Here is a 21170-nt window from a genome sequence, read left to right as displayed (position 1 = left end):
CGCGAAAACCGTACGAATCCCGCTATGAGAGGACCCGAACCCATGGCCGATGCCCCCGCCGGCAAGGTGACCTTCGTCGGTGCCGGCCCCGGCGCCGCCGACCTGCTGACGTTCCGTGCCGCGCGCGCCATCGCCGACGCCGACGTCGTGATCTGGGCCGCGAGCCTGGTCCAGGCGGAGGTCCTCGAGCACGCGCGCGAGGGCGCGGAGATCCTCGACTCGGCGACCATGTCGCTGGAGGACGTCGTCGCCGTGTACGAGCGGGCCCACCGGGAGGGGCTGAAGGTGGCCCGGATCCACTCCGGCGACCCCGCGCTCTGGGGCGGTACGCAGGAGCAGCTCGACCGGTGCGACGCGATCGGCGTCGCGACCGAGATCGTGCCCGGGGTGTCCTCGTTCTCGGCGGTCGCGGCGCTGGCCCGGCGCGAGCTGACGATCCCCGAGGTCGCCCAGTCCGTCGTCCTGACCCGGCTCGGCGGCGGCAAGACGCCCATGCCGCCCGGCGAGGAGGTACGGGAGTTCGCCCGGCACGGGACGACCATGGCGGTCTTCCTGTCGGCGGCCCGCAGCGGTCAGCTGGTGCGCGAGCTGCTGGAGGGCGGCTACCCCACGGCCACCCCGGTGGTCGTCGCGTACCAGGCGACCTGGCCGGAGGAACTGGTCGTGAAGTGCACCATCGGGACGCTGGAGGAGACGGTGAAGGAGCACAAGCTCTGGAAGCACACCCTCTTCCTGGTCGGCCCGGCCCTCGACGCGCACGGCACCCGCTCGCACCTGTACCACCCCGGTCACTTCCACGGCTACCGCAAGGCCGACCCGGAGGCCCGCCGCGCGCTGCGGACGCGGGGTGCCGGTACGTGACCGGACAGATCACCGTCGTCGGCACCGGCACCGGGGCGGCGGCGCCCGCGGCGGAGGTCCTCGCCGGCGCCGACCTCGTGGTGGGCGGGCGGCGGCACCTGGACGCGGCGGAGCTGCCCGCGTCCGCCGAGCGGATCGTGCTCGGTCCGCTGGCCCCGGCCCTCGACGCCGTCGGGGAGTACGCCGACCGGGGCCGGCGGGTGGTCGTGCTGGCCTCCGGCGATCCCGGGTTCTTCGGGATCGTGCGGGCGCTGGCCGAGCGCTTCGGGCCGGACCGGCTGGACGTGCGGCCCGGCGTGTCCTCCGTGGCCGCCGCCTTCGCCCGGATCGGACTGACCTGGGACGACGCCGTCGTCGTCAGCGCGCACGGGCGGGATCCGCGGACGGCGGTCAACGTGTGCCGGGCACATCCGAAGACCGCCGTCCTGACCGGCCCGGGCGCCGGGCCCGCCGAGCTGGGCGCCGCGCTCGCGCGCAGCGCGTCCGGGCGGGTGCTCGTCGTCGCCTCCGCACTGGGCGACCCGGTCCACGAGCGCGTGGAGCGCGTCTCCCCCGCCGAGGCGGCCGCGCGCGACTGGGGCACGGCGGTGAGCGTCGTCCTGTGCCTGGACGAGTCGCGGGCGGCCGGTCCCGTACGGACCCTGGCGGGGCCGGCCGTCCGGCCGGCCGGATGGGCGCTGGACGAGGGCGGCTTCACCCACCGGGACTCGATGATCACCAAGTTCGAGGTGCGGGCGCTGGCCCTGGCCCGGCTCGGTCCGCGCCCCGGCGACCTCGTCTGGGACGTGGGCTCGGGGTCCGGGTCGGTGGCCGTGGAGTGCGCCCGGCTCGGCGCCGCGGTGAGCGCCGTCGAGCGGACGGCGGACGGCGTCGGGCGGATCCGCGCCAACGCCGTCGCGCACGGCGTCGACGTGCACGTGGTGCACGGCGACGCGCCGGACGCGCTGGACGGGCTCGACGCACCCGACGCCGTGTTCGTCGGCGGCGGGGGGCGCGAACTGCCCGCGATCGTCGGCGTGTGCGCGCGACGGGCCCGGCGGACCGTGGTCGTCGCGCTGGCCGCGCTCGACCGGGTCCCCGCGGTGCGCGCCGCGCTGACGGACGCCGGGTACGGCACCGACGGGGTGCTGTTGCAGTCCGCCCGGCTCGCGCCGCTGCCCGGTGACGTGACCCGGCTCGCGGCGACCAACCCGGTTTTCCTGCTGTGGGGGACCAGAACCCCCCTCTTCGAAGAAGGAGTTGCTCAGTGATCGGCCTCATTTCCGCCACCGCGGCGGGAGCGGCGGCGCGCGACCGGCTGGCCGCGGCCTGGCCGGACCGCACGCGCGTGTACGACGGACCCGTCGGGGACGCCGTACGGCGGGCGTTCGCGGAGTGCGGGCAACTGGTGTGCTTCCTCGCGACGGGCGCGGTCGTCCGGCTCGTCGCGCCGCTGCTCGGCGACAAGGCGTCCGACCCCGGGGTGGTGTGCGTCGACGAGGGCGGCCGGTTCGCCGTGTCCCTGGTCGGCGGGCACGGCGGCGGGGCCAACGAGCTCGCCGTGGCCGTCGCGGAGGTGCTGGGCGCCCGTCCGGTGGTGACCACGGCCACCGACGCCGTCGGCATCCCCGGGCTCGACACCCTCGGCCTGCCCGTGGAGGGCGACGTGCCCGGGGTGACGCGGGCCCTGCTGGACGGGGAACCGGTCGCGCTGGACGCCGAGGTGGCCTGGCCGCTGCCGCCGGTGCCGTTCGCGCCGGGTGGGGCCCACATCGTGCGCCTGACGGACCGGGCCGTCGCACCCGGCGAGCGGGAGGTCCTGCTGCGCCCGCCGACCGTCGTCGTCGGCGTCGGCGCGTCCAGGGGCGCCCCGGCCGACGTGGTGCTCGCGCTGGTGGAGGACGCGCTGCGGGAGGCGGGGCTGTCCGCCCTCAGCCTCGCCGAGCTCGCCACCGTCGACGCCAAGCGGGACGAGCCGGGCCTCGTCGAGGCCGCCCGGCGGCTCGGCGTGCCCCTGGTGACGCACTCCGCCGGGGAGCTGGCGGACGTCGAGGTGCCCAACCCGTCCGACGCCCCGCTCGCCGCCGTCGGCACGCCCTCGGTGGCGGAGGCGGCGGCGCTGATCGGCGGGGGCGAACTCCTCGTCCCCAAGCGGAAGTCGGCCGACGTGCCCGCGACCGCGACCTGCGCGGTCGTACGGCGGCCGGGGCGGGGGCGGCTCGCGGTGGTCGGGCTCGGTCCCGGCGCGCGCGACCTGCTGACACCGCGGGCGAAGGCGGAGCTGGCGCGGGCCTCGGTGCTCGTCGGCCTCGACCAGTACGTGGACCAGATCCGCGACCTGCTGCGGCCCGGCACCCGGATCCTGGAGTCGGGGCTCGGGGCCGAGGAGGAGCGGGCCAGGACCGCCGTCGAGGAGGCCCGGCGCGGACAGTCAGTCGCGCTGATCGGCAGCGGGGACGCGGGCGTGTACGCGATGGCCTCGCCGGCACTGGCCGAGGCGTCCGACGACATCGACGTCGTCGGGGTGCCGGGGGTGACCGCCGCGCTCGCCGCCGGGGCGATCCTCGGCGCGCCGCTGGGCCACGACCACGTGTCGATCAGCCTGTCCGACCTGCACACCCCGTGGGAGGTCATCGAGCGGCGGGTGCGCGCGGCCGCCGAGGCGGACATCGTCGTCACCTTCTACAACCCCCGTTCCCGGGGCCGCGACTGGCAGCTGCCCAAGGCGCTGTCGATCCTCGCCGGGCACCGGGAGCCGGGCACCCCGGTGGGCGTCGTGCGCAACGCCTCGCGCCCGGACGGGACCGCGCGGCTGACGACCCTCGGCGAACTCGACCCGGCCTGGGTCGACATGATGACGGTCGTCACGGTCGGCAACACGGCGACCCGGAACATCGCGGGACGCATGGTGACGCCCCGCGGCTACCGCTGGCAGGAGAACTCCCCGCAGCCAGAGCCCCAGGAGGGTGCCCGGTGAACCGTGTGGTCCACCCCATCGAGCAGGAGTCCTTCCGGCGGCTGCGCGCCCGCCTGGACACCTCGTACCTCGCACCGCTGAGCCGGGCGGTGGTGGAGCGGGTCATCCACTCCGCGGCCGACCTGGAGTACGCGGACGACCTCGTCCTGGACGAGGGCGAGCTGGTGGCCGCGCACCGCGCGCTGCACGCCGGGGCGCCCGTCGTCGTCGACGTGGAGATGGTGGCGGCGGGCATCACCCGGCGCGAGACCGTCTGCCGTCTCAAGGACGCCCGGTCCGGTCCCGGGCTGACCCGGTCGGCCCACGCCGTCCGGCTGGCGTACGAGGAGGTCGGGCCCGGCGCCCTCTGGGTGATCGGCTGCGCGCCGACCGCCCTGGAGGAGCTGCTCACGCTCGACGCCTCCCCCGCGCTGGTCATCGGCCTGCCCGTCGGTTTCGTCGGGGCGGCCGAGTCCAAGGCCGCGCTGCGCGCGAGCGGTCTGCCCGCCGTGAGCAACGTCTCCGAGAAGGGCGGGTCGGCGGTCGCCGCCGCCGCGCTCAACGCCCTGCTCTACACCCCGCATCCGTCCCCCGCTTCACCCTCCGAGGAGAAACAGTGACCACCCCGCCGCCCGCCCTGCTCATCGCCGGCCACGGCACCCGGGACGAAGCCGGAGCCGAGGCGTTCCGCGACTTCGTGCGGGAGCTGGGCCGCCGCCACCCCGAACTGCCCGTCGCGGGCGGCTTCATCGAGCTGTCCCCGCCGCCGCTCGGCGAGGCCGTGACGGAACTGGTGGAGCGGGGCGTACGGCGGTTCGCCGCCGTACCGCTGATGCTGGTGTCCGCCGGGCACGCCAAGGGCGACATCCCCGCGGCCCTGTCCCGGGAGAAGGAGCGCCACCCGGGGATCTCGTACACCTACGGGCGTCCGCTGGGCCCGCACCCGGCCCTGCTGAACGTGCTGGAGCGGCGGCTGGCACAGGCGCTGGGCGACAGCGGTGATCCGTCCGAGGTGACCGTGCTGCTGGTCGGGCGCGGGTCGTCGGACCCGGACGCCAACGCGGAGGTGTTCAAGGCGGCGCGGCTGCTGTGGGAGGGGCGCGGCTACGCGGGCGTGGAGACCGCGTTCGTGTCGCTGGCCGCGCCGGACGTGCCGAGCGGACTCGACCGGTGCCTGCGGCTGGGGGCGCGGCGGATCGTCGTCCTGCCGTACTTCCTGTTCACCGGGATCCTGCCGGACCGGGTGCGGCACCAGACCGAGGACTGGGCGGCCGCGCACCCGGAGGTCGAGGTGCGGTCGGCGGACGTCATCGGTCCCGAGCCCGAGCTGCTCGACCTGGTGATGGAGCGCTACGAGGAGGCCGTCAAGGGCGACCTGCGGATGAACTGCGACTCGTGCGTCTACCGGATCGCGCTGCCGGGCTTCGAGGACAAGGTGGGCCGGCCGCAGCAGCCGCACTTCCACCCGGACGACGAGGGTCACCACCACCACGACGGCCACCACCACGGCCACGCGCACTCCCATGCGCACTGACGGGTCCGCCGCGAGCCACCTACCCGGCGGCGCCGGGGGTGCCGACGGTCACGACCTGCGTCATCACGGGGACGCGGAGGTGCGCGACGACGGCTCGGCCCTCGTCGACCTGGCGGTGAACGTCCGCGCGGACACGCCGCCGCGCTGGCTGCGGGAGCGCGTCGCGGCGTCCCTCGGCGGCCTCGCGGCCTACCCGGACGGGCGGGCCGCGCGGGCCGCCGTCGCCGCGCGGCACGGGCTGCCCGTCGAGCGGGTCCTGCTGACGGCGGGCGCGGCGGAGGCGTTCGTCCTGCTCGCACGGGCCCTGGAGGTCCGGCGGCCCGTCGTGGTGCACCCGCAGTTCACGGAGCCGGAGGCCGCGCTGCGGGACGCCGGGCACGAGGTGGAGCGGGTGGTGCTGCGCCCGCAGGACGGTTTCCGACTGGACCCGGCGGCCGTGCCCGAGGCGGCCGACCTGGTCGTGATCGGCAATCCGACCAACCCCACGTCGGTGCTGCACCCGGCCGGGACGATCGCCCGGCTGGCCCGGCCCGGGCGCACCCTGGTGGTCGACGAGGCGTTCATGGACGCGGTGCCGGGCGAGCGGGAGGCCCTGGCCGGGCGGACGGACGTGCCCGGCCTGGTGGTGCTGCGCAGCCTGACGAAGACCTGGGGTCTCGCGGGGCTGCGCATCGGCTATGTGCTCGCCTCCCCGCGGACCGTGGCCGGGCTGGAGCGGGCGCAGCCGCTGTGGCCGGTGTCCACGCCCGCGCTGGTGGCGGCGCAGGCGTGCATGGGCCCGCAGGCGCTGGCGGAGGCGGCGCACGCGGCACACCGTGTCGCCGCCGACCGCGCGCATCTCGTGGCCGGGCTCGAGGAGTTCGGTGCCGACGGGGTGCGGGTGGTGGGACCCGCCGAGGGACCCTTCGTCCTCGTGCGGCTGCCCCGGGCCGACGCGGTCCGCCGGCAGCTGCGCACCCTGGGCTTCGCGGTGCGGCGCGGGGACACCTTCCCGGGGCTGGACGAGGAGTGGCTGCGGCTGGCGGTACGCGACCGCCCCACGGTCAACCGCTTCCTCCAGGCCCTGGACCAGTCCCTCTCCCTGACCCGCCCCTGACGACCCCCGGGCCGACCCCACCCCGCGACACCCCGCCGCCCCACCCCGGTCGGGGTCAGGGGCGGCGGCGGGCCAGGGTGACCGTTCCTGCGCCTACGGCCAGCAGGGCGATCGCGCCGCCCGCGATGTACGGGGTCAGGGAACCGCCGCCGGTCTGCGCCAGGTCGGCCCGGGCGGGGGCGCCCTGTGCCCTGACGTCCCCGGACGGGGACGCGTCGGCGCCCGCCGGCCGCTCCTGCTCCTGCTCCTGCTCCTGCTCCTGCTCCGGCTCCGGCTCCGGCTTCTGGGGCGACGGCGGGGCCTGGGCCTCCCCGTCCGCCGCCGGTGGCGTCTCGCAGGTCGCCTTCGCGAGGGTCATCGTGCCCGTCACCCGGGCCACCCCGAGTTTCGACGGGTCGACGGAGACGGTGAGTTCGAGGGCCGTGGCGGCGGCCGTGCGGGAGGTGGTCGCCCGCTTCGACAGGTCCAGGCGGACCTCGCCCACGCCCGGGACCCTCACGTCCGTCGGGCCGCCGGTGCTCACCGACACCCTCTTGCCCAGGACCGTCACCGCACCGGGCAGGTCGGAGACCGCGACCGGGGTCCGGCCCGCCTCGCAGGTCGCCCGCGAGGTGACCGTGCCGACCTCGACGAGGGAGAGCAGCGGCAGGCCCGGGACGTGCAGCCTGGCGCGGACCAGGCGGACGGAGGCCTCGGCCCGGCCGTCCTCGACGGTCGCCTTCGCCTCGGCGACGTCCGCGCGCAGGACGTCGAACGGTCTTCCCCCGTGGACGCCGTGCAGCCGGGCGGTGAGCGCGGTCTTCTCGGCGCTGCGCGGCGCCTCCACCTCGTTCAGGGAGACGGCGAGCGGGACGTCGGCCGCCTCGCCGAGCAGCGCCACGTCGAGACCGGTGCGCAGGACGGACGCACCGGCCCGGCCCTGGCCGGAGGTCGCGTGCGCGGTGTCCGCGCCGGCCAGGAGCGCGGGGCCGGCGGCCAGGGCCGTGACCGCGCAGACGGTGGCCGCGCGACGGGCGCGCGCGGGCAGCGGGAAGTTGTTGCCGTTCAAGGGTGGGACCCCCAGAAGAGAAATGCCTCGGGACCCCGCAAGAATTGCGTACGAGGGGTGAACGGTCAGCGGGGTGACGCCGGTTCACTCCAACGTGGAATCTCCGCGCGTTTCTTCGAATCCGGCGGCACGCACGTTCCCCCCGGCCGCGCACGCCGCACCGTCCTCAGCTCACCACCGCGCCGTTCAGGACCACCCGTCGAGGGGCCGCGAGCACGCGTACGTCGGCGCGCGGGTCCGTCTCGTAGACCACCAGATCCGCCGGAGCGCCCTCGTCCAGACCGGGGCGTCCGAGCCAGGCGCGCGCGCCCCATGTGGTCGCCGAGAGCGCCTCCACCGCCGGGATGCCCGCCGTCACCAGTTCCGCCACCTCGGCGGCCACCAGGCCGTGCGGCAGCGTGCCGCCGGCGTCCGTGCCGACGAAGACGGGGATGCCTGCGTCGTAGGCGGCGCGGACGGTGTCGTAACGGCGTTCGTGCAGGCGGCGCAGATGGGCGGCCCAGCGCGGGAACTTGGCTTCGCCGCCGGCCGCGAGCTTCGGGAACGTGGCGATGTTGACGAGGGTCGGCACGATCGCCACCCCGCGGGAGGCGAACAGCGGGACGAGGTCCTCGGTCAGGCCCGTCGCGTGCTCGACGCAGTCGATGCCGGACTCGACGAGGTCGCGGAGCGAGTTCTCCGCGAAGCAGTGCGCCGTGACCCGGGCGCCCAGCCGGTGGGCCTCCGCGATGGCCGCCGCGGCCGCCTCCCGGGGCCAGCTGGGAGCCAGGTCACCGACCTCGCGGTCGATCCAGTCGCCGACGAGCTTGACCCAGCCGTCACCGCGCCGGGCCTCCCGGGCGACGTACGCGACCAGGTCGTCGGGTTCGATCTCGTGCGCGTAGCCGCGCAGGTAGCGCCGGGTGCGGGCGATGTGCCGGCCCGCCCGGATGATCTTCGGGAGGTCCTCGCGGGCGTCGGTCCACCGGGTGTCCGAGGGCGAGCCGGCGTCGCGGATCAGCAGGGTGCCGGCATCGCGGTCGGCCAGCGCCTGCTCCTCGGCGACGTCCCGGTCGACGGGGCCGTGCGCGCCCAGGCCCACGTGGCAGTGCGCGTCGACCAGCCCCGGCAGGGCCCAGCCCTCGACGGTGCGGACGTCGCGGGCGCCGACGGGACGGTCGTAGGTGATCCGGCCGTCGACGACCCACAGTCCGTCGCGGACTTCGTCGGACCCCGTCAGGATCCGGCCCTTCACGTGCAGCACCGCGCGATCGCTCATGCGGTGCACCCTAACTACTGCTCGGGCGCGCCCACCTGGCCGGAGGTGCCTTCCTCCACCTGGGCCATCGCCGGGTCGAGGAGCCGGGACAGGAAGTGCCGGGTGCGTTCGTGGCGGGGGCGGCCGATGACCTCGGCCGGGACGCCGTCCTCCACGATCACCCCGCCGTCCATGAAGACGACCCGGTCGGCCACCTCACGGGCGAAGCTCATCTCGTGCGTGACGACCATCATCGTCATGCCCTCGTCGGCGAGCATGCGCATGACCGCGAGGACGTCCCCGACCAGTTCCGGGTCGAGCGCCGAGGTGGGCTCGTCGAAGAGCATCACCTCGGGGCCCATGGCCAGCGCGCGGGCGATCGCCACCCGCTGCTGCTGACCACCGGAGAGCGAGGCGGGGTAGGCGCTCGCCTTCTCCGACAGTCCCACCCGCTCCAGGTTCTCGGCGGCCACCTTCGCCGCCTCCGCCTTGCCGCGCCCGAGGACCCGGCGCTGCGGCAGCGTGAGGTTCTCGGTGACCGACAGGTGCGGGAACAGGTTGAACTGCTGGAAGACCATGCCGATGCGGCGGCGTACGGCGTCGATGTCGACGTCGGGGTCGGTGAGCTCGGTGCCGCCCACGAACACCCGGCCCCCGGTGGGCTCCTCCAGCAGGTTCACGCAGCGCAGCAGCGTCGACTTGCCCGACCCGGACGGGCCGATCACACAGACGACCTCGCCCCGGCCGATCTCCAGGTCGATGCCGCGCAGCACCTCGTTGGCGCCGAACGACTTGTGCAGGTCGCGGACCTCGATCTCCGGTCGGCTCATTTCACGGCCTCCTGGGCCTTCGCCTCCATGCGGCGCACGACGAAGCCGAGCGGGATGGTCACCAGCAGGTAGCACAGGCCGGCGACCAGGATCGGCGTGGAGTTGGCTGTCGTACTGGCCAGGTCGCGGCCGTACTTGGACAGTTCGCGCTCCTCCAGTGTCACCCCGAGCAGCAGGACCAGGGAGGAGTCCTTGAAGAGCATGATCAGCTCGTTGGTGAGCGGCGGGAGGATGATCCGGAACGCCTGCGGGATGATCACCGAGACCATCGCGCGGGCGGGCGAGAAGCCCAGCGACCGCGCGGCCTCCAGCTGGCCCTTGGGCACGGCCTGGATCCCCGCGCGGAACGTCTCCGCCATGTAGGCGGCCCCGATCAGGCCGAGTCCGAGCGCCGCCTTGCCGTACGTGCCGCCGACGATCTCGGTGCCGGGGAAGGCCAGCGGCACGGCCACGCCGATGAACACGAAGATCAGCAGGGCGGGCAGGCCGCGGAAGATCTCGATGTAGACCCCGGCCACCCAGCGGTACGGGCCCACGGAGGACAGCCGCATCAGCGCGATGACCAGGCCCAGCAGCAGTCCGAGGACGAAGCCGGACACCGTGTACAGGACGGTGTTCTTCAGCGCCAGGGTGAGGACGTCCGGGAACATCTGCCGGGCGATGTCCCACTGGGCGAACTGGTTCTTCAGCCGGCCCCAGTCCGCCGTGGTCGCGAAGACGATCACGGCGGCCACGAAGACGACATACTGCGCGCCGCGCGAGAGACGGCGCTTCTGCCGTCGGGTGAGGCCCTTTTTCTTCGGCTGGAGCCGTACGTCGGTATCGGCCATGGGGTCAGGAGGCCGAGGCGGCGGCCGACGGGGAGGCGGCCGCGGCGTCGTAGGGGCCGATCCACTTCTCGTACAGCTTCTTGTAGGTGCCGTCGGCCCTGGCGTCGGCGAGCGCCTTGTTGATCGCGGCGACCAGCTTCGTGTTGCCCTTCTTCACCGTGAAGCCGTACTGCTCGCCGGTGTTGAGGTTGTCGACGACCTTGAAGGCGTCGGCGTTGGCCTTGGTCTTCAGCCAGCCCTGGACGACCGGGTAGTCGATGATGACGGCCTTGACCTGGCCGGTGCGCAGGCCGTTGAGGACGGCGTCGGAGGACTCGAAGGAGACGGGGTCGAAGCCCTGCTTCTTCGCGTAGTCCTCGCCGGTGGTCTGCGCCTGTGCGCCGAGCTTGACGCCCTTGGCCTTCACGTCGGCGAGCGAGGTGACGCCCGCGCCCTTGTCGACCAGGACGGCCTGGGTCGCGTCGAAGTAGGGGTCGGAGAAGTCGACGTTCTTCTTGCGCTCGTCGGTGATGGTCATGCCGGCCGCGGCCAGGTCGCACTGCCCGGAGTTGAGGAAGGCGCCGGTCTTGAAGTTCTCGAACGGCGTGTCGGTGATCACCTGCTTGACGCCCAGGTCCTCGGCCACCAGGTCGATCAGGGACACGTCGAAGCCCTGCACCTTGCCGTCGATCTCCGACTGGAACGGAGGGTAGGGCAGGTGGGTGCAGGTGGTGAGCTGGCCCGCCTTGACGAGCTCGACCCCGCCGGCGGCGGTCTTGGAGCCGCTGGCGCCGTCATCGGTGGAGGTGCAGGCGGCGACGAGCATGAGCCCGGCCGCCACGGTGGTGGCGGCCAGGACGCGGTTCCGGCGGCCGGGGAGGGTGTTCACGGCGGGCCTTCCTGTAAGGGAACTATGGGTTCCGATTATAAGGAGATGTTTGGGGCTCTCAAACCAAACCGATGGTCACAGGGCTCTCGGGCCTGGGATGTCACCGGCCGGGAGGGCGCGGGTCGTCGATGGGGAGGGCGGGGAGGGTGGGGCGCGTGTTGGCTAGTCTCGTCACCTCTACCCCGTGAGTGAAGAGAGCACCGCCGTGACACACCCGTTCCTGGACCTCGCCCCGCTGAGTGCCGCACACTTCGCCTCGATCGAGGACCGGGTGGCGCGGCTGCTGGACACCCGGCAGGACGTCGTGATCATGCAGGGCGAGGCGCTGCTGCCGCTGGAGGGCGCGATCCGCGGCACGGCCGGTCCGGACACGACCGCGCTGAACGTGATCACCGGCCCGTACGGCAAGACCTTCGGGGACTGGCTGCGCGACTGCGGCGCCACGGTGATCGACCTGGCGGTGCCCTTCCACACGGCGGTGACGGCCGCACAGGTCCGGCAGGCCTTCATGGAGCACCCGGAGATCGACTTCGTGTCGCTGGTGCACGCGGAGGCCGCGACCGGCAACACCAACCCGGTCGCGGAGATCGGCGAGGTGGTGCGGGAGCACGGCGCGCTGTTCTACCTGGACGCGGTGGCCTCGATCGGCGCGGAGCCCGTGCTGCCGGACGCGTGGGGGGTGGACCTGTGCGTGATCGGCGCCCAGAAGGCGATGGGCGGACCCGCGGGCGTGTCGGCCGTGTCGGTGAGTGAGCGCGCCTGGGCCAGGATGGCGGCGAACCCCGGGGCCCCGCGCCGCTCGTACCTGTCGCTGCTGGACTGGAAGGAGCGGTGGGTCGACGGCGGCCGCAAGGCGCTGCTGCACGCACCGGCGCAGCTGGAGATGCTGGCCCTGGAGGCGTGCGTCGAGCGGATCGAGGCCGTGGGGCCCGGGACGGTGATGGCCCGCCACGCGTCCGCGGCCGCCGCGACCCGCGCGGGGGCGGTCGCCCTGGGCGGCGGTCTGGAGCCGTACGTGCACGACGCGGCAGAGGCGGCGCCCGTCGCCACGACGCTGCGGACGCCGTCCGGGGTGGTGGCCTCGGACCTGGTCGCCCGGGCCCTGGCGGGCGACCCCGCGCTGCCGCTGGCCGCGGGCGGGGGCGCGCTGGCCGCGGAGATGATCCGGGTCAACCACTACGGGGCCGACGCCACGGTGGGGGCGGTGCAGGGCTGCCTGGCGGCGCTCGGCGCGGCGCTGGCGGAGCAGGGGCGCGACGTGGACCTGGAGGCGGCCCGGCGCGGCGCCGAGGACGCCTGGCGCTGACGGCACGGACAACCGGCCGGACCGGCGGCGCGACGACGGCGACCGGGGAACCATTTCCCGGAAACGAACGGACGGCCGCCGGAATCCGAATTCAGGAAAACAGTGAATTCCCTCTCCGATTTCCCACCGATAGCTTGCCCTGGCTCTTCTGCCCGGATTTCCCGCCTCTAAACGCGGAGAATTTCGAGCGACCTCCCCGTGCGTGACGCATTGCACAAGCAGGAAGATATGCACCTTTTGCGCGGTGCAAAAAGGGATGAAACGGCATCCCGCCCCTTCGGTATCACGGAATCACCACGGCCTCTCCATGCGTTTTTGAATTTCGCTGGGTAAGTTCAAGCCGCATGACCGCCGCACAAGCAGACCTGCGTATCGACCGCCCGTCAGTGGAGGACGGAGCAGCACTCTGGCGTCTCGCGAAGGAATCCGGAACGCTCGACCTGAACTCCTCCTACAGCTATCTGCTGTGGTGCCGCGACTTCGCGGACACCTCAGTGGTGGCACGCGCCGAGGACGGCGAACCGGTCGGCTTCGTCACCGGGTACGTCCGGCCGCAGGACCCGCACACGCTGCTGGTCTGGCAGGTGGCCGTCGACGCCGCGCACCGCGGTCGCGGTCTCGCCGCCGCGCTGCTGGACGGGCTGACCGCCCGGCTCGCCGCCGTACACCCGCTCACCGCCGTGGAGACCACGATCACGCCGGGCAACACCGCCTCCGAGCGGCTGTTCACCTCGTATGCCGAGCGGCACGGGGCGACCGTCACCCGCGAGGTGCTGTTCGGCACCGGGCTGTTCCCCGACGGTCCGCACGACCCCGAGGTGCTGTACCGCATCGGGCCGCTCTCCTTCTGACGCCCGCGCCCGCCGGCCGGCCCTCCCCCGCGCTTCCCCCCGGCATCCGGCTGCCCCACCGCGCCGCCCCCACCCGCTCTCCTTCCGACCCCACACCGAGGAGTGTTTTCGTCGTGACCATCACCCAGCCCGACCTCAGCGTCTTCGAGACCCTCGAGTCCGAGGTACGCAGCTACTGCCGCGGCTGGCCCGCCGTCTTCGACCGCGCGCAGGGCAGCCGCATGTACGACGAGGACGGTCACCGCTACCTGGACTTCTTCGCCGGGGCCGGTTCGCTCAACTACGGCCACAACAACCCCGTGCTGAAACGGGCGCTGATCGACTACCTGCTGCGGGACGGCGTCACGCACGGACTCGACATGTCGACCGTCGCCAAGCGGTCCTTCCTCCAGACCTTCCAGGATCTGGTGCTGCGCCCGCGCGACCTGCCGTACAAGGTCATGTTCCCGGGCCCGACCGGCACCAACGCCGTGGAGGCCGCGCTGAAACTGGCCCGGAAGGTGAAGGGGCGCGAGGCCATCGTGTCGTTCACCAACGCCTTCCACGGGATGTCCCTCGGGTCGCTCGCCGTGACGGGCAACGCGTTCAAGCGGGCCGGTGCCGGCGTACCGCTGGTGCACGGCACGCCCATGCCGTTCGACAACTACTTCGACGGCCAGGTGCCCGACTTCCTGTGGTTCGAGCGGCTGCTCGAGGACCAGGGTTCCGGGCTCAACAAGCCCGCCGCGGTGATCGTCGAGACGGTCCAGGGCGAGGGCGGCATCAACGTGGCGCGGCCCGAGTGGCTGCGGGCGCTCAAGGAGCTGTGCGAGCGGCAGGACATGCTGCTGATCGTCGACGACATCCAGATGGGTTGCGGGCGCACCGGCGCCTTCTTCTCCTTCGAGGAGGCCGGGATCGTCCCGGACATCGTGACGGTCTCCAAGTCGATCAGCGGGTACGGACTGCCCATGTCCCTCTGCCTGTTCCGGCCCGAGCTGGACGTGTGGGAGCCGGGCGAGCACAACGGCACCTTCCGCGGCAACAACCCGGCGTTCGTCACCGCCACCGCCGCCCTGGAGGCGTACTGGGCCGACGGCTCCGCCATGGAGAAGCAGACCCGGGCACGCGGCGAGCAGATCGAGCAGGGGCTCATCTCGATCACCGAGGAGAACCTCGCCGACATCAAGGAGTACCGCGGGCGCGGTCTGGTGTGGGGCCTGGAGTTCCACGAGAAGGAGCGGGCCGGCCGGATCGCCCGGCGCGCCTTCGAACTGGGCCTGCTGATCGAGACGTCGGGCCCGGAGAGCGAGGTCGTCAAACTGCTGCCGGCCCTGACCGTGACCCCCGAGGAGCTGGACGAGGGCCTCAGCATCCTCGCCCGCGCCGTACGCGAGACCCTCTGACGCCCTCGCGCCCGTTCCCCCTTACCCCTTCCCCTATCTAGGAGGCATCGCAGCACCGTGATCGTCCGTTCGTTCAAGGACATCGAAGGCACCGACCGGCATGTGCGGGCGGCGTCCGGCACCTGGGAGAGCAAGCGCATCGTGCTCGCCCAGGAACGGGTCGGATTCTCGCTGCACGAAACGATTCTGTACGCCGGCACCGAGACGTCGATGTGGTACGCGAACCACATCGAGGCCGTCGTCTGCGTCGAGGGCGACGCCGAGCTGACCGACCACGAGTCCGGGCTCACGCACCGCATCACGCCCGGGACCATGTACCTCCTCGACGGGCACGAGCGGCACACGCTCCGCGTCAAGGAGGACTTCCGCTGCATCTGCGTGTTCAACCCGCCCGTCACGGGCCGGGAGGACCACGACGAGAACGGCGTGTACCCCCTGCTGACCGAGCCCGAGGAGGTGTGAGCGTCATGACCGCACTCACCGATCTCTACCCCACCCGCGGCACCACCGAGGTGTCCGTGCCCCGCAAGGACCCCGTCGTCTGGGGCTCCCCGGACACACCGGGCCCGATCCCGACGGCCGCGCTCCAGGAGTACGAGCGCGACGGCTTCCTCGCCGTCGACCAGCTGATCGGCGACGACGAGGTGGCGATCTACCGGCGTGAGCTGGAGCGGCTCGTCGCCGACCCGGAGATCCGGGCGGACGAGCGGGCGATCGTCGAACCGCGTTCCAAGGAGATCAGGTCCGTCTTCGAGGTGCACAAGCTCAGCCAGGTGTTCGCCGCGCTGGTCCGTGACGAGCGGGTCGTCGGGCGGGCCCGGCAGATCCTGGGCTCGGACGTGTACGTCCACCAGTCGCGGATCAACGTCAAGCCGGGCTTCGGGGCCGGGGGCTTCTACTGGCACTCCGACTTCGAGACCTGGCACGCCGAGGACGGGCTGCCGAACATGCGGACGGTGTCCGTGTCGATCGCGCTGACCGAGAACCTGGACACCAACGGCGGGCTCATGATCATGCCGGGCTCGCACCGGACGTTCCTCGGCTGCGCCGGGGCCACGCCCGAGGACAACTACAAGCAGTCGTTGCAGATGCAGGACGCGGGCACCCCGTCGGACGAGGCGCTGACCGCGATGGCGGGCGACTACGGCATCAGGCTGTTCACGGGCAGGGCCGGTTCGGCGACCTGGTTCGACTGCAACTGCATGCACGGCTCAGGGGACAACATCACGCCGTTCCCGCGCAGCAACGTGTTCATCGTGTTCAACAGCGTGGAGAACACGGCCGTGGAACCGTTCGCGGCACCGATCCGCCGGCCGGAGTTCATCGGCGCACGGGATTTCACCCCCGTGCGGTGAGCCCGGCCGCTCGCTTCCCCGGCGCGTGCCGCCGGGCCAGGACGCCCCCGCCCCGGGTCAGGGGCGGGGGCGTCCTGGCGCCGGTCAGGCCGACAGGGCGGTCAGCAGACGGTCGACGTCGGCTGCCGTGTTGTACAGGTGGAAGGAGGCGCGCAGGTTGCCGGCGCGGTCGGAGACCTGGATGCCGGCGTCGGCGAGAGCGGGCTGCCGGGAGCCGAGTCCGGGCACCGACACGATCGCGGAACCGGGGGCCGGGACGGGCCGGTGGCCGAGCGCGGCGAGTCCGGCGCGGAAGCGGTCCGCGAGGGCCAGGTCGTGGGCGGCGATCGCCGGCACGCCGATCTCCTCCACCAGTTCCAGGGAGCGGCGCAGTCCCGCGTAGGTGAACAGGGCGTGCGTGAGGTCGAACCGCCGTGCCGAGCGGGCGAGTTCGGCCACCGGACCGTAACAGCTGTCCCAGGGGCGCTCGCCCGCGACCCATCCGGAGAGCACCGGTGACAGCCCGCCGAAGTCCTCGGGGACCACGAGGAAGGCCGCCCCGTGCGGGCCGAGCAGCCACTTGAAGGAGACGGCGGCGGAGAAGTCGTCGGCGCCGGCGTCCGTGGGGAGCCAGCCCGCGGACTGCGAGTGGTCGACGTAGGTGCGGGCGCCGTGCGCGCGGGCCGCCTCCCGCAGCGCGGCCAGGTCGGCGACGCGGCCGTCGGCGGACTGGGCGGCGCTCACCGCGACCAGCGCGGTGCCCGGCCGGACGGACTCGGCGAGCCGTTCCAGCGGGACGGCCCGCACCTTGAGGTCGCCGCGGACGTGGAACGGGTTCAGCACCGAGGTGAAGTCGTCCTCGGCGGTGAGCACTTCGGCGCCCGCGGGCAGCGAGGCCGCGATCACTCCGGTGTGCGCGGCCACCGAGGCGCCCAGCGCCACTCGGGTGACCGGGACCCCGGCCAGCCGGGCGTAGGCGGCGCGGCAGGCCTCGGTGTCCTCGTGCAGCGGGGTCAGCGGCCTGCCCTCGGCACGCAGCACCGCCGCCTCGTGCAGGGCGGCGACGGTGCGGGCCGGCAGCAGGCCGTTGCTCGCCGTGTTCAGGTACGTGGTCTTCGGGGTGAACTCGGCGCGGACGAGGCTCTCGAAGGTCTCCATGGGTCCACTGTGGGACCCCTGGAACTCCCCGTCCATTGCCGATTTTTACGTGATTCCGCCAAGGACCGCTTATGGATCGGCCCTGACCTGCGGTTCCTCAGTGCTGCGGCACCGCGCACCCGTCCGGTCCGCAGGCCTCGGCACCGCCGTCGTCGATCAGCTTCAGCGGGGAGCGGTCGCCCCACGCCTGGGTGAGGGCCTGGGTGAAGACCTCTGCGGGCTGGGCGCCGGAGACGCCGTAGGCGCGGTCGAGGACGAAGAAGGGCACGCCGTTGGCGCCGAGCTCGGCGGCCTCGCGCTCGTCGGCGCGGACCTCGTCGGCGTAGCGGGCCGGGTCGGCGAGGACCTCGCGGGCGGCCCCGGCGTCGAGACCGGCCTCGGCGGCCAGCTCCACGAGCCGCTCGTCGCCCTCGGCGAAGACGGACCTCTCCTCGGCGAAGTTGGCGCGGTAGAGGATCTGGATCAGCTCGTCCTGCCGGCCGTGCTCCTTGGCGAAGTGCAGCAGGCGGTGCATGTCGAAGGTGTTGCCGTGGTCGCGGTCCCGGGTGCGGTAGTCGAGGCCCTCGGCGGCGGCCTGGGCGCCCAGGTTGTCCTCGCCGGACTGCGCCTGCGCCTGGCTCATCCCGTACTTCTTGGTGAGCATGGCCAGCACCGGCTGGACGTCGCCCTTGGCGCGGCCCGGGTCCAGCTCGAAGGAGCGGTGCACCACCTCGACCTGGTCACGGTACGGGAAGGCCTCGAGCGCCTTCTCGAAGCGGGCCTTGCCCACGTAGCACCAGGGGCAGGCGATGTCGCTCCAGATCTCGACGCGCATGTCTCGGCTTTCTCCAGGTCGTGCGTGCGGTACGGGGCTCACGGCCGGAGACCCGCACGGAGGTTTCCTCCGCCGGGTGGATGAACGTTCAAGCAGACGGTTTCATTCCCCGGGGACCGCGTACCGCAGCCAGAGGTGGTGGTCGTCGGGGGCGGGCGGGTTCTCCTCGTCCGGCCGCCAGCCCTGGCGGGCGTAGAAGGCCCGGGCCCGCAGGTTGTCGACGTGCACGTCGAGGACGGCCGTGCGCCGCCCCTCCGCCCGCCACTGCTCGACACAGGCCGTGTGCAGGGCCGTACCGATCCCGGCCCGCCAGTGGTCGGGATCGACGTGGAACTGGAACAGCTTGACGGTGTGCGCGGGCGCGTCCTGCGGCGGGCGGAAGGACGCGAGGGCGACGATCCGTCCCCGCTCGACGGCGCACAGCACCTGGCCGTCGGGCCGCTCGACGGCCAACCGCCAGTTCGCGAGCCAGTCCGTGCCGTCCTGGGGCGTCCCGTCCGGGTAATAGGTGGCGCGGGCGCGCGCGTGCAGCGCGGCGATCGCCTCCGCCTCGGCGGGTACGGCGGTACGGATCACCCGGTCGCCGGTGAAGCGTTCTCCGATCATGCAGAGGAGGACGTGGCCACGCGCTCCCCGGTTCCGGGCACGGGCGCCGCCCGGCGGGCCGCGTTCAGCTCCCGTCCCGCAGGTCGTCCGGCCACTCGGTCCTGAACTCGAGGTGGTCGTAGGTCACCACGCATCCCTCGCCCATCGGGGACTGGGTCATGAAGCCGACCAGGGCGGCGCCGGTCTCCTTCTCCTCCCCCAGCGTGAACAGCCGGACGAAGGTCCAGCGCCTGCCGTCGCGGGAGGCGTGGAAGGCGAAGGCGCGGCCGGTCCTGCTCAGCCGGAGCCAGACCGAACTTCCCTCCACGGTGAAGGAGTTGGCGTCGTCGGAGTGGCCCCGGGTGACCACCGTGCAGACGGTGGCCACGTCCGGGGAGTACTCCAGGCACAGCTTGGCCCAGGCCCGCTCGCCGACGTGGACGTACAACGCCCCCGCGTCGAAGGCCCAGTTGAAGCCGACGGTGACGCGGGCGATGAGCTGGAAGTCGCCTTCCGGCGCTCCCAGCAGCCGGGGCGCGTCGGCGGCGGGGTCCACCCCGTCCCCGGTGGGCGGCACGAACCGGTCCTGCCGCGCACCGGCCCACCCGGTGAGCACCCCGTGCTCGTGGGACCAGTGCCCGTCGGGCCCATAGGTACGAAGGGGAAAAGGCAGTTCGGGAAGCGAGACATCCATGACGTCATCACATCACCCCACCCCGGCCGCACGACAAACCCCGGACGAGTCACCCCCCCAGGGTCGCGGGAAACTGCGCGCCGGGCCCCCGGGCACCCCTCGAACCCCGGGCGAGCCAACCCCCAGGGGCGCGGGGAACTGCGCGCCGAGCCCCAACGGACCCGCACGCACCCCCCACCGCACCCCGGACGCCGTCCGAACACACCCCGGACGGCGTCCCGAAGTCCCCATCCGCACCCCAGCGGAGCGCTACCGCTCCAACCGCCCGTTGAACCGCCGCGGCAGCCCCAGCTCGTTCTCGTCGCGCAGCTCCACCGGCAGCAGCGCCGCGGGGGCGTTCTGGTAGGCGACCGGCCGCAGCCACCGCTCGATGGCGGTCCCGCCGACCGAGGTGGACGTCGAGGTGGTGGCCGGGTACGGCCCCCCGTGGTGCTGGGCCGGCGCGACGGCGACACCCGTGGGCCAGCCGTTCACCAGCACGCGCCCGGCAAGCGGGGTCAGTTCGGCGAGGATCTCGCCGCCCCGGCCCTCGCCCGCGGCCTCCTCCTCGGACAGCTGGACGGTCGCGGTGAGGTTGCCGGGCAGACGCGACAGCACCGCCTTGACCTCGCCCTCGTCGTCGTAGCGCGCCACGACGGTGACCGGGCCGAAGCACTCCTCGAGCAGCAGGTCGTGCGCGCCCTCGGCGGCCAGCCGGGAGGCCGGCACGGTCAGGAAGCCCGCGCTGACCGTGTGCTCGCCGCCCGCGCCGGGCGTCACCGGCGACTCCACGTCGGGCAGCCCGGCCCGCTCGGCGACGCCGGCGATGAAGTTGTCGCGCATCCGGTGGTCGAGCAGCACGCCCGCGTCGGTGTCGCTCACCGCGTCGGTGAGCGACTTGACCAGTCCGTCGCCCGCCGCGCCGGACGGCACCAGGACCAGCCCGGGCTTCACGCAGAACTGGCCGACGCCCAGCGTCATGGACCCGGCGAGGCCGCTGCCGATGGTCTCGGCCCGTTCGGCGGCGGCCGCCTCGGTCACCACGACCGGGTTCAGGGAACCCAGCTCGCCGTGGAACGGGATCGGCACCGGCCGGGCCGCCGCCGCGTCGAACAGCGCGCGCCCGCCCCGGATCGAGCCGGTGAAACCGGCCGCGGCGACCAGCGGGTGCTTGATCAGCTCGACGCCGGCCTCGAAGCCGTGCACCAGACCCAGCACCCCCGCCGGGATGCCGTGCTCGGCGGCGGCGTTGCGCACCACCTTGGCGACCAGCTCGGACAGCCCCGGGTGGTCGGGGTGGGACTTGACGACGACCGGGTTGCCCGCCGCGAGCGCGCTCGCGGTGTCCCCGCCGGCGACGGAGAACGCGAAGGGGAAGTTGGACGCCGAGTACACGGCCACCACCCCGAGCGGCACCTTGTAGCGGCGCAGGTCGGGGATGGGCGGGGTCGCGGTGTCGTCGGGGTGGCTGATGACGACGTCGAGGAAGGCGCCCTCGTCGACGATGTCGGCGAACGCGCGCAGCTGGTAGCAGGTGCGGGCGAGCTCGCCGGTCAGCCGGACCGGGCCGAGCGCCGTCTCGGCGTCGGCCACCTCCACGAGCGTGTCCTTGGCCGCCTGGAGCCGGTCGGCGGCGGAACGCAGGAAGGCGGCGCGCACGGTGCGGTCGGCGAGGAAGCCGCGCGCTTCGTGGGCGGCGCGGACGACGGCGTCGACCTCCTGGGCCGTGGCCTCCACCGCAACCTGTTCACGCTGCTTCCCGGTTCGGGGGTCGACACTCCAGACTGGTGCTGCTGCCACCGCGGGTCCCTCCACGCTTGGTTCT

21 protein-coding genes are annotated in these 21170 nt (G+C 73.4%); 11 read left to right on the top strand and 10 right to left on the bottom strand.

Annotated elements, in window-relative coordinates:
- Window positions 1-42 precede the first annotated feature (42 nt).
- The 6 genes from cobM to cobC are packed head-to-tail and all read left to right on the top strand — an operon-like array spanning window position 43 to window position 6426.
- The gene (gene cobM, locus Saso_RS04025) at window positions 43-861 is read left to right on the top strand and encodes a precorrin-4 C(11)-methyltransferase (protein WP_189927849.1); all 819 of its coding nucleotides are present in this window, start codon (window positions 43-45) and stop codon (window positions 859-861) included.
- Window positions 858-2111, top strand: a complete 1254-nt coding sequence (gene cbiE / locus Saso_RS04020) for a precorrin-6y C5,15-methyltransferase (decarboxylating) subunit CbiE (protein WP_189927850.1) — start codon at window positions 858-860, stop codon at window positions 2109-2111. The genes cobM and cbiE overlap by 4 nt, the downstream gene beginning before the upstream one ends.
- A complete protein-coding gene (gene cobJ / locus Saso_RS04015) occupies window positions 2108-3817 on the top strand; it encodes a precorrin-3B C(17)-methyltransferase (RefSeq protein WP_189927851.1) in 1710 nt (569 codons plus the stop codon). The genes cbiE and cobJ overlap by 4 nt, the downstream gene beginning before the upstream one ends.
- Window positions 3814-4416 carry a precorrin-8X methylmutase gene (locus Saso_RS04010; RefSeq protein ID WP_189927852.1) on the top strand — a complete coding sequence of 201 codons (603 nt, stop codon included), beginning with the start codon at window positions 3814-3816 and terminating at the stop codon, window positions 4414-4416. The genes cobJ and Saso_RS04010 overlap by 4 nt, the downstream gene beginning before the upstream one ends.
- Complete coding sequence (locus Saso_RS04005; protein ID WP_189927853.1) at window positions 4413-5330, top strand: sirohydrochlorin chelatase; 918 nt, start codon at window positions 4413-4415, stop codon at window positions 5328-5330. Before Saso_RS04010 ends, Saso_RS04005 begins: the two co-directional genes overlap by 4 nt.
- Window positions 5320-6426, top strand: a complete 1107-nt coding sequence (gene cobC, locus Saso_RS04000) for an Rv2231c family pyridoxal phosphate-dependent protein CobC (protein ID WP_189927854.1) — start codon at window positions 5320-5322, stop codon at window positions 6424-6426. Before Saso_RS04005 ends, cobC begins: the two co-directional genes overlap by 11 nt.
- Window positions 6427-6481: 55 nt before the next feature.
- On the opposite strand, the gene Saso_RS03995 is transcribed toward cobC, so the two are convergent.
- The 5 genes from Saso_RS03995 to Saso_RS03975 all read right to left on the bottom strand — a co-directional run bounded on the left by Saso_RS03995 (window position 6482) and on the right by Saso_RS03975 (window position 11239).
- Entirely contained in the window at window positions 6482-7474 is a 993-nt protein-coding gene (locus tag Saso_RS03995) for an SCO1860 family LAETG-anchored protein (RefSeq protein WP_189927855.1), read from the bottom strand.
- A 166-nt stretch (window positions 7475-7640) separates the two neighbouring features.
- Window positions 7641-8732 (bottom strand): amidohydrolase family protein, encoded by a 1092-nt coding sequence (locus tag Saso_RS03990; protein ID WP_189927856.1) that lies wholly within the window; start codon window positions 8730-8732, stop codon window positions 7641-7643.
- 14 nt (window positions 8733-8746) lie between these two features.
- Window positions 8747-9541: an amino acid ABC transporter ATP-binding protein gene (locus Saso_RS03985; protein WP_189927857.1), complete on the bottom strand. Its 795-nt coding sequence runs from the start codon at window positions 9539-9541 to the stop codon at window positions 8747-8749.
- On the bottom strand, window positions 9538-10371 hold the full coding sequence (locus tag Saso_RS03980) for an amino acid ABC transporter permease (protein WP_189927858.1): 834 nt from the start codon (window positions 10369-10371) through the stop codon (window positions 9538-9540). The genes Saso_RS03985 and Saso_RS03980 overlap by 4 nt, the downstream gene beginning before the upstream one ends.
- A gap of 4 nt (window positions 10372-10375) precedes the next feature.
- Window positions 10376-11239, bottom strand: a complete 864-nt coding sequence (locus tag Saso_RS03975) for a transporter substrate-binding domain-containing protein (protein WP_189927859.1) — start codon at window positions 11237-11239, stop codon at window positions 10376-10378.
- A gap of 205 nt (window positions 11240-11444) precedes the next feature.
- Between Saso_RS03975 and Saso_RS03970 the strand changes: the two genes are divergently transcribed.
- The 5 genes from Saso_RS03970 to thpD all read left to right on the top strand — a co-directional run bounded on the left by Saso_RS03970 (window position 11445) and on the right by thpD (window position 16136).
- A complete protein-coding gene (locus Saso_RS03970; protein ID WP_189927936.1) occupies window positions 11445-12545 on the top strand; it encodes an aminotransferase class V-fold PLP-dependent enzyme in 1101 nt (366 codons plus the stop codon).
- Between the two features lie 344 nt (window positions 12546-12889).
- Window positions 12890-13396 (top strand): diaminobutyrate acetyltransferase, encoded by a 507-nt coding sequence (ectA, locus tag Saso_RS03965; protein WP_189927860.1) that lies wholly within the window; start codon window positions 12890-12892, stop codon window positions 13394-13396.
- A gap of 113 nt (window positions 13397-13509) precedes the next feature.
- Window positions 13510-14781 carry a diaminobutyrate--2-oxoglutarate transaminase gene (gene ectB, locus Saso_RS03960; protein ID WP_189927861.1) on the top strand — a complete coding sequence of 424 codons (1272 nt, stop codon included), beginning with the start codon at window positions 13510-13512 and terminating at the stop codon, window positions 14779-14781.
- A gap of 57 nt (window positions 14782-14838) precedes the next feature.
- Window positions 14839-15243, top strand: a complete 405-nt coding sequence (locus tag Saso_RS03955) for an ectoine synthase (RefSeq protein WP_189927862.1) — start codon at window positions 14839-14841, stop codon at window positions 15241-15243.
- 5 nt (window positions 15244-15248) lie between these two features.
- Window positions 15249-16136, top strand: coding sequence for an ectoine hydroxylase (gene thpD / locus Saso_RS03950; RefSeq protein ID WP_189927863.1), 888 nt, complete (start codon window positions 15249-15251; stop codon window positions 16134-16136).
- An 84-nt stretch (window positions 16137-16220) separates the two neighbouring features.
- Here thpD and Saso_RS03945 read toward each other — a convergent pair whose 3' ends face one another.
- From Saso_RS03945 to Saso_RS03925, 5 genes are all read right to left on the bottom strand, one after another.
- Entirely contained in the window at window positions 16221-17273 is a 1053-nt protein-coding gene (locus Saso_RS03945) for an aminotransferase class V-fold PLP-dependent enzyme (RefSeq protein ID WP_189927864.1), read from the bottom strand.
- Window positions 17274-17370: 97 nt separating this feature from the next.
- Entirely contained in the window at window positions 17371-18087 is a 717-nt protein-coding gene (locus Saso_RS03940; RefSeq protein ID WP_189927865.1) for a DsbA family oxidoreductase, read from the bottom strand.
- A 102-nt stretch (window positions 18088-18189) separates the two neighbouring features.
- A complete protein-coding gene (locus Saso_RS03935; RefSeq protein WP_189927866.1) occupies window positions 18190-18693 on the bottom strand; it encodes a GNAT family N-acetyltransferase in 504 nt (167 codons plus the stop codon).
- A 64-nt stretch (window positions 18694-18757) separates the two neighbouring features.
- Window positions 18758-19366: a DUF1349 domain-containing protein gene (locus Saso_RS03930; protein ID WP_189927867.1), complete on the bottom strand. Its 609-nt coding sequence runs from the start codon at window positions 19364-19366 to the stop codon at window positions 18758-18760.
- Window positions 19367-19615: 249 nt separating this feature from the next.
- The gene (locus tag Saso_RS03925; protein WP_189927868.1) at window positions 19616-21145 is read right to left on the bottom strand and encodes an aldehyde dehydrogenase (NADP(+)); all 1530 of its coding nucleotides are present in this window, start codon (window positions 21143-21145) and stop codon (window positions 19616-19618) included.
- Window positions 21146-21170 lie beyond the last annotated feature (25 nt).

The organism is Streptomyces asoensis (assembly GCF_016860545.1).
GTDB classification, from domain to species: domain Bacteria; phylum Actinomycetota; class Actinomycetes; order Streptomycetales; family Streptomycetaceae; genus Streptomyces; species Streptomyces asoensis.
Note: the sequence above shows the minus strand (reverse complement) of the source record. Positions and strands in the feature narration are given on the sequence as shown.

Excerpts from the sequence above, each read along its gene's own strand:
- cobM (WP_189927849.1), top strand. The coding sequence starts at position 43 with ATGGCCGATGCCCCCGCCGGCAAGGTGACCTTCGTCGGTGCCGGCCCC.
- cobC (WP_189927854.1), top strand. The coding sequence starts at position 5,320 with ATGCGCACTGACGGGTCCGCCGCGAGCCACCTACCCGGCGGCGCCGGG.
- Saso_RS03990 (WP_189927856.1), bottom strand. The coding sequence starts at position 8,732 with ATGAGCGATCGCGCGGTGCTGCACGTGAAGGGCCGGATCCTGACGGGG.
- Saso_RS03985 (WP_189927857.1), bottom strand. The coding sequence starts at position 9,541 with ATGAGCCGACCGGAGATCGAGGTCCGCGACCTGCACAAGTCGTTCGGC.
- Saso_RS03980 (WP_189927858.1), bottom strand. The coding sequence starts at position 10,371 with ATGGCCGATACCGACGTACGGCTCCAGCCGAAGAAAAAGGGCCTCACC.
- ectA (WP_189927860.1), top strand. The coding sequence starts at position 12,890 with ATGACCGCCGCACAAGCAGACCTGCGTATCGACCGCCCGTCAGTGGAG.
- thpD (WP_189927863.1), top strand. The coding sequence starts at position 15,249 with ATGACCGCACTCACCGATCTCTACCCCACCCGCGGCACCACCGAGGTG.
- Saso_RS03945 (WP_189927864.1), bottom strand. The coding sequence starts at position 17,273 with ATGGAGACCTTCGAGAGCCTCGTCCGCGCCGAGTTCACCCCGAAGACC.
- Saso_RS03940 (WP_189927865.1), bottom strand. The coding sequence starts at position 18,087 with ATGCGCGTCGAGATCTGGAGCGACATCGCCTGCCCCTGGTGCTACGTG.
- Saso_RS03935 (WP_189927866.1), bottom strand. The coding sequence starts at position 18,693 with ATGATCGGAGAACGCTTCACCGGCGACCGGGTGATCCGTACCGCCGTA.
- Saso_RS03930 (WP_189927867.1), bottom strand. The coding sequence starts at position 19,366 with ATGGATGTCTCGCTTCCCGAACTGCCTTTTCCCCTTCGTACCTATGGG.